8 protein-coding genes are annotated in these 7373 nt (G+C 58.5%); 6 read left to right on the top strand and 2 right to left on the bottom strand.

Annotated features, from left to right (window positions below; genetic code table 11):
• Positions 1-46: 46 nt before the first annotated feature.
• A complete protein-coding gene (locus ACW9JC_RS07000; protein ID WP_150701501.1) occupies positions 47-1015 on the bottom strand; it encodes a polyprenyl synthetase family protein in 969 nt (322 codons plus the stop codon).
• Positions 1016-1255: 240 nt separating this feature from the next.
• Between ACW9JC_RS07000 and rplU the strand changes: the two genes are divergently transcribed.
• The 5 genes from rplU to ACW9JC_RS06975 all read left to right on the top strand — a co-directional run bounded on the left by rplU (position 1256) and on the right by ACW9JC_RS06975 (position 5017).
• The gene (gene rplU / locus ACW9JC_RS06995) at positions 1256-1570 is read left to right on the top strand and encodes a 50S ribosomal protein L21 (protein WP_003176051.1); all 315 of its coding nucleotides are present in this window, start codon (positions 1256-1258) and stop codon (positions 1568-1570) included.
• A 35-nt stretch (positions 1571-1605) separates the two neighbouring features.
• Entirely contained in the window at positions 1606-1863 is a 258-nt protein-coding gene (gene rpmA / locus ACW9JC_RS06990) for a 50S ribosomal protein L27 (RefSeq protein ID WP_003205738.1), read from the top strand.
• Between the two features lie 197 nt (positions 1864-2060).
• Positions 2061-3284, top strand: coding sequence for an Obg family GTPase CgtA (cgtA, locus tag ACW9JC_RS06985; protein ID WP_338583148.1), 1224 nt, complete (start codon positions 2061-2063; stop codon positions 3282-3284).
• A gap of 137 nt (positions 3285-3421) precedes the next feature.
• A complete protein-coding gene (gene proB, locus ACW9JC_RS06980; RefSeq protein WP_457454323.1) occupies positions 3422-4540 on the top strand; it encodes a glutamate 5-kinase in 1119 nt (372 codons plus the stop codon).
• A 12-nt stretch (positions 4541-4552) separates the two neighbouring features.
• Positions 4553-5017, top strand: a complete 465-nt coding sequence (locus tag ACW9JC_RS06975) for a CreA family protein (RefSeq protein ID WP_338583146.1) — start codon at positions 4553-4555, stop codon at positions 5015-5017.
• Positions 5018-5197: 180 nt separating this feature from the next.
• Here ACW9JC_RS06975 and rpsT read toward each other — a convergent pair whose 3' ends face one another.
• A complete protein-coding gene (gene rpsT / locus ACW9JC_RS06970; protein ID WP_007970922.1) occupies positions 5198-5476 on the bottom strand; it encodes a 30S ribosomal protein S20 in 279 nt (92 codons plus the stop codon).
• Positions 5477-5728: 252 nt separating this feature from the next.
• Here rpsT and murJ point away from each other — a divergent pair, with 252 nt between their 5' ends.
• A complete protein-coding gene (murJ, locus tag ACW9JC_RS06965; RefSeq protein ID WP_457454321.1) occupies positions 5729-7267 on the top strand; it encodes a murein biosynthesis integral membrane protein MurJ in 1539 nt (512 codons plus the stop codon).
• Positions 7268-7373 lie beyond the last annotated feature (106 nt).

The raw sequence follows: 7373 nt of genomic DNA, 5'->3' as shown, positions 1-7373 counted from the left end.
TGTAGGAGCTGCCGAAGGCTGCGATCTTTTGATCTTGCTTTAACGATCAGTGCGTACGGGCGACCGAAAACTCGCTCAGCTCAACCAGCGCATCGCGATATTCGCTCGGCGGCAGTGCGTCGAGGCATTTGATCGCACGAGCCACGTAATCGCGGGCCAGTTGCGCGGTGTATTCCAGCGAGCCCGAGGCTTCCACGGCTTCGCGGATGCTTTCCAGGTCTTCGATGCCGCCTTTCTGGATAGCCTTGCGCACCAGGGCAGCCTGTTCCGGCGTACCTTCGCGCATGGTGTAGATCAGCGGCAGGGTCGGCTTGCCTTCGGCCAGATCGTCACCGACGTTCTTGCCCAGGGTTTCCGCGTCGCCTTTGTAATCCAGCAGGTCGTCGACCAGTTGGAATGCCACGCCCAGGTGATCGCCGAACATGCGCAGTGCTTCGCTCTGTTCAGGTGTTGCGCCGGCCAGGGCCGCGGCGCTGTGGGTCGAGGCTTCGAAGAGCATCGCGGTCTTGCCGCGGATGACTTCCATGTAGGTTTCTTCAGTGGTGCTGGCGTCACGGACCTTCGACAGCTGCAACACTTCGCCTTCGGCGATGATGCGCGTGGCTTGCGAAAGGATTTTCATCACCGGCATGGAGCCCAGTTCGACCATCATTTCGAAGGAGCGCGAATACAGGAAGTCGCCCACCAGCACGCTCGGCGCATTGCCCCACATGGCGTTGGCGGTCGAGCGGCCACGGCGCATGCCGGACATGTCGACTACGTCGTCATGCAACAGGGTCGCGGTGTGCAGGAACTCGATGGTCGCGGCCAAAAGTCGCAGGTCATCGCCTTCACGTCCCAGTGCTTTGCCGGACAGCAGCACCAATAAAGGACGCAGGCGTTTGCCGCCGGCCGAGGTAATGTAGTCGCCGATTTTAGAGACCAGCGGCACTCGGGAAGTCAGCTGCTTCTTGATGATGCCGTCGACGGCGCTAAAATCGTCCGCGACCGCGCGGTAGAAAGCTTGGGGTTGCATCAGCGACAGTCGCTCCAGAAGGGTTGCGCGGCATGCTAGGACCCACGTCCGGGCCTGTCAAGGCGCGATGGACGGCCCCTTGCAAGGCGCTCGTGCCTTGCGTACAATCGCGCACCCTGAACTTCCTGGGCAGCACCTGCCTTACGCAATTGCAAGCGGGCCTTCCAGCCCCATGCAGCCATGCCAGCCAATACCTCTTCTTATAAAGAGCTGGGTGAGCAGGATTATCGGAGAAATACCATGTCTTATGCAGTAATCGTTACTGGCGGCAAGCAGTACAAAGTCGCCCCAGGTGAATACCTGAAGATCGAAAAACTGGAAATCGCTACCGGCGAATCCGTTACCTTTGATCGCGTTCTGTTGGTTGCCAATGGCGACGACGTGAATATCGGCGCTCCAGTTGTTGCTGGCGCTACCGTTGTGGCTGAAGTGATCTCCCAAGGTCGTCACGATAAAGTCCGCATCATCAAGTTCCGTCGCCGTAAGCACCACATGAAGCGTATGGGCCACCGCCAGTGGTACACCGAGATCAAAATCACCGGTATTCAGGCTTAATTTCAGCCTAATTCCTCACTAGGAGAATTGAACTCATGGCACACAAAAAAGCTGGTGGTAGTACCCGTAACGGTCGCGACTCAGAAGCCAAACGCCTTGGCGTGAAGATGTATGGCGGCCAGGCTATCAAAGCGGGCAACATCATCGTGCGTCAGCGCGGCACCCAATTCCACGCTGGCTACGGCGTTGGTATGGGTAAAGATCACACCCTCTTCGCTAAAGTCGAAGGCGTGATCAAGTTCGAAGTAAAAGGCGCCTTCGGTCGTCGTTACGTGAGCGTAATCGCCGCTTAATTGCGCGATCGCTGGAAAAGCCCTGTCTCGCGACGGGGCTTTTTCGTTTGTGGGGTGAGTCTCTTGCAAAACTGTTTGTATGGGCTGTCGGCGCGCTGGACTGTGCGGTCGTTGATTGAGGTCGCTGCGCTCATTTTTGCAAGAGTCTTATGTCTTAGTGTTTTTCGGCTCGTCCGTATGGCGAGAGGCGTGTTGTTATGAAGTTTGTTGATGAAGTATCGATCCGAGTAAAGGCTGGCGACGGTGGCAATGGCGCCATGAGTTTCCGTCGGGAAAAATTTATCGAAAACGGTGGCCCGAACGGCGGTGATGGCGGTGATGGCGGCTCGGTCTACATGATCGCCGACGAAAACCTCAACACCCTGGTGGATTATCGTTACACCCGGCACTTCGATGCCGAGCGTGGCGCCAACGGCGGCAGCACTGACTGCACCGGCAAGAAGGGTGAAGAGCTTGTGCTGCGCGTTCCGGTCGGCACCACGGTGATCGACTCCGCCACTCAGGAAGTGATCGGCGACCTGACCAAAGCTGGCCAGAAGTTGCTGGTCGCTCACGGCGGCTGGCACGGTCTGGGCAACACCCGTTTCAAATCCAGTACTAACCGTGCGCCACGCCAGACCACGCCGGGCAAGCCGGGCGAGCAACGTGACCTCAAGCTGGAAATGAAAGTGCTGGCGGACGTTGGTCTGCTGGGCTTGCCGAACGCTGGTAAAAGTACCTTTATCCGTTCGGTATCGGCCGCCAAGCCGAAAGTCGCCGACTACCCGTTCACCACCCTGGTGCCAAACCTGGGTGTGGTTAGCGTCGATCGCTGGAAGAGCTTCGTGGTCGCGGACATTCCGGGTCTGATCGAAGGTGCTTCCGATGGCGCAGGCCTGGGGATTCGTTTCCTCAAGCACCTGTCGCGTACCCGTTTGCTGCTGCACCTCGTCGACATGGCGCCGCTGGACGACACCAGTGCTCCGGACGCTGCCGAAGTCATCGTCAACGAGCTGACCAAGTTCAGCCCGTCCCTGGCTGAGCGTGATCGCTGGTTGATCCTGAACAAGTGCGACCAGATCCTCGACGAAGAGCACGATGCTCGCGTCAAAGAGATCGTTGATCGCTTGGAATGGACTGGTCCGGTCTATGTGATCTCGGCGATTGCCAAGCAGAACACCGAGCGTCTGTGCCACGACATCATGCGTTACCTGGAAGATCGTGCCGATCGCCTGGCTAACGACCCGGCCTACAAGGAAGAGCTGGCCGATCTCGATCAGCGTATCGAAGACGAAGCCCGTGCCCAGTTGCAGGCGCTGGATGACCAGCGTGCCCTGCGTCGCAGCGGCGTGAAGTCGGTCCATGACATCGGTGACGACGATTGGGACGAAGAAGATGTGGATGACGAAGACGGTCCGGAAATCATTTACGTGCGTGACTGATTCGTTGCGATAAACTTAAGCGCCGCTCAATCGAGCGGCGTTTTAGTATCTGGAAATCGATCGTTGGTCACGAATAACCACGAATAACGTCACGGGCAGTGCCAGGTCGCGCTGCCCTCAAGCTAAGGTTGAAGATGATGCGGAGCAAGGTGACAGGTGCGCAGCGTTGGGTCGTGAAAATCGGCAGCGCTTTGCTGACGGCGGACGGCAAAGGCCTGGATCGCGCGGCAATGAGTGTCTGGGTTGAACAGATGGTGGCCCTGCATGAGGCGGGCGTTGAGCTGGTGCTGGTGTCCTCCGGGGCGGTGGCTGCCGGCATGAGCCGTCTGGGCTGGACCTCGCGACCCAGTGCGATGCATGAGCTTCAGGCTGCCGCTGCAATCGGTCAGATGGGGCTTGTGCAGGCTTGGGAGTCGAGCTTCGCCGAGCATGGCCGGCACACGGCGCAGATTCTCCTGACCCACGACGACCTGTCCGACCGCAAGCGCTACCTGAACGCCCGCAGCACGTTGCGCGCGTTGGTCGAGCTGAAAGTCATTCCGGTGATCAACGAGAACGACACTGTGGTCACCGACGAAATTCGTTTCGGCGACAACGATACATTGGCAGCGCTGGTGGCCAACCTGGTTGAGGCGGATTTGCTGGTGATCCTGACGGATCGCGACGGCATGTTCGACGCCGATCCGCGCAACAATCCGGATGCCCAGCTAATTTACGAAGCGCGCGCCGATGATCCTGCGCTCGACGCGGTGGCGGGCGGTACGGGCGGTGCGCTGGGACGTGGCGGTATGCAGACCAAATTGCGCGCTGCGCGACTGGCTGCCCGTTCCGGTGCGCATACCATCATCGTCGGTGGGCGTCTTGATCGTGTCCTGGATCGCTTGAAGGCTGGTGAGCGCATCGGCACCTTGCTTTCGCCTGAGCGCGGCATGCTGGCGGCGCGCAAGCAGTGGCTGGCTGGTCATCTGCAAACCCGGGGCACGCTGGTGCTGGACGCGGGTGCGGTGACGGCACTGTCCCAGGGCAACAAGAGTTTGCTGCCGGTCGGGGTCAAGCTGGTTCAGGGCAGCTTCCGTCGCGGCGAAATGGTGGTGTGCGTGGCGCCGGACGGTCGTGAGATCGCCCGTGGCCTGGCCAACTACAGCGCGCTGGAAGCACAAAAAATCATCGGTCAGTCGTCTGAGGCGATTGTCGGATTGTTGGGGTATATGGCGGAACCGGAACTGGTTCACCGCGATAACCTGATTCTGGTCTGAAGGAATACCTGAATGCGTTTGGCAAAAGGATTGTTGGGGCTGGTATTGGCGATGCCGCTGTTGGCTTCGGCTGAGGAAATTGGCCAGGTGTCGACGGTATTCAAATTCGTCGGGCCGAACGACCGGATCGTGGTCGAGGCGTTTGATGATCCGAAGGTCGAAGGTGTGACCTGCTACCTGTCGCGCGCCAAAACCGGTGGCGTGAAGGGTGGGTTGGGTCTGGCCGAGGACCGTGCCGAGGCTTCCATCGCCTGTCGACAGGTCGGGCCCATCAGCTTCAAGGGTGAGCTGAAGGATGGCGATGAGGTGTTCAAGGAGCGCACCTCGCTGGTGTTCAAGACCATGCAGGTGGTGCGTTTCCTCGACAAGAAGCGCAATACGCTGGTGTATCTGGTGTACAGCGATCGCTTGATCGAAGGCAGTCCGCAGAATGCGGTGACGGCGATTCCGATTTTGCCGTGGGCGCACGCTCAATAACCTGACGCAAAACAAACTGTGGGAGCCTGCTCGCGATAGCGGATATCCGGCCAGCACAAATGCTGAATGGTAATCCGTCATCGCGAGCAGGCTCGCTCCCACATTTTTTTGCGTTGAGTTCACTAAATCGCAGGCAATAAAAAACCGACCCTGAGGTCGGTTTTTTAATGAACGAGTCGCTTAGGCAGCAGCGGCAACGTTCAGGGCCTTTACGTGGCCATTCAGGCGGCTCTTATGGCGAGCAGCCTTGTTCTTGTGGATGATGCCTTTATCGGCCATACGGTCGATAACTGGCACAGCCAGAACGTAAGCAGCTTGTGCTTTAGCAGCGTCTTTTGCGTCGATGGCCTTAACTACGTTTTTGATGTAGGTACGGACCATGGAACGCAGGCTGGCGTTGTGGCTGCGACGCTTCTCAGCCTGTTTTGCACGTTTTTTGGCGGAAGGTGAGTTGGCCACCGTCGAGCTCCTCGAAAGACTTTTTAGGAAATAGCAAACAAAATAGGCCGCGAATCATGCCGATGAGTTGAAGTCTTGTCAAGGGCGCTTGAAACGTTCCGCTAAGTGGTAGGCGTGGTGCGACGGGATATTTCTTTCCGGCGTGTGACCTGTAAACTCGCGAGCTTTGGCTCTGTGCTGTTGCGGCGCGGAGTATCGCACAAGTAGGCGCATTGTTCGCCTGCTGTTTATCGACAGGCACAAACTCTTTCAATGAATCTGCTTAAATCGTTGGCCGCCGTCAGCTCTATCACGATGCTTTCCCGGATTTTGGGGTTTGTTCGTGACACTCTCATTGCGCGTACATTTGGCGCGGGAATGGCGACCGACGCCTTCTTTATCGCCTTTAAATTGCCCAATCTGCTGCGCCGGATCTTCGCTGAAGGGGCGTTTTCCCAAGCCTTCGTGCCGATTCTTGCGGAATACAAAAGCCAGCAGGGCGAAGAGGCGACGCGCACGTTCATTGCCTACGTCTCGGGTTTGTTGACGCTGGTGCTGGCGCTGGTCACGGCGTTGGGCATGCTTGCCGCACCCTGGGTGATCTGGGTTACGGCGCCGGGCTTCGCCGATACGCCGGAAAAATTCGAGCTGACCTCCAGCCTGTTGCGGGTGACATTTCCCTACATATTGCTGATTTCCCTGTCGTCATTGGCGGGGGCGATCCTCAATACCTGGAACCGTTTTTCGGTGCCGGCGTTCGTGCCGACCCTGCTCAACGTCAGCATGATCATCTTTGCGCTGTTCCTGACGCCGTACTTCGATCCACCGGTAATGGCGCTGGGCTGGGCGGTTCTGGTAGGTGGCTTGGCGCAGTTGCTCTATCAGCTGCCGCACCTGAAAAAGATCGGCATGCTGGTGCTGCCGCGCCTGAATCTGCGCGACACCGGCGTCTGGCGGGTCATGAAACAGATGCTGCCGGCGATCCTCGGGGTCTCGGTGAGTCAGATCTCGCTGATCATCAACACCATTTTCGCCTCGTTCCTGGTGGCTGGTTCCGTGTCCTGGATGTACTACGCCGACCGCTTGATGGAGCTGCCGTCCGGCGTTCTGGGCGTGGCGTTGGGCACGATTCTGCTGCCGACCCTGGCCAAGACTTACGCCAGCAAGGATCGCCAGGAGTACTCGCGCATCCTCGATTGGGGCCTGCGCCTGTGCTTCGTGCTGGTACTGCCATGCGCCCTGGCGCTGGGGATTCTCGCCGAGCCGCTGACGGTTTCGCTTTTCCAGTACGGTCAGTTCGATGCGCATGATGCGGCCATGACCCAGCGCGCCTTGATCGCCTATTCGGTCGGTCTGCTCGGTATTATCGTGATTAAAGTGCTGGCACCGGGCTTTTATGCGCAACAAAACATCCGCACGCCGGTAAAAATCGCAATATTCACCCTGGTCGTTACTCAGTTGTTCAACCTGTTGCTGATCGGCCCGCTGGCCCACGCCGGGCTCGCGCTCGCCATCAGTGCCGGTGCCTGCCTCAATGCGGGCCTGCTCTTCTATCAACTGCGCAAACAGCAGATGTACCAGCCCCAACCGGGTTGGGCGAAGTTCGGCTTCAAATTGGTGATCGCAGTGACGGTGATGTCCGCCGTGTTGCTGGCCGGGATGCATTTCATGCCGGCCTGGGGCGAGGGACAGATGCTTGAGCGTTTCCTGCGCCTGGGCGCCTTGGTGGTTGCCGGTGTGGTGGCGTATTTCGGCATGTTAATGTTGATGGGCTTCCGCCTGCGCGACTTCAATCGCAAAGCGTTGGGCTGAGGATAAAACCTCCATAAATACGGGCGAGCCGGCATTTTTGTCGGCTCGATCACTTTGGGTTACGGTGTTGCCTGTCGTCGGCCGCCGGGTGTGGTTATAATCGACC

It is taken from the genome of Pseudomonas sp. SDO5591_S426, from assembly GCF_054070755.1.
Note: the sequence above shows the minus strand (reverse complement) of the source record. Positions and strands in the feature narration are given on the sequence as shown.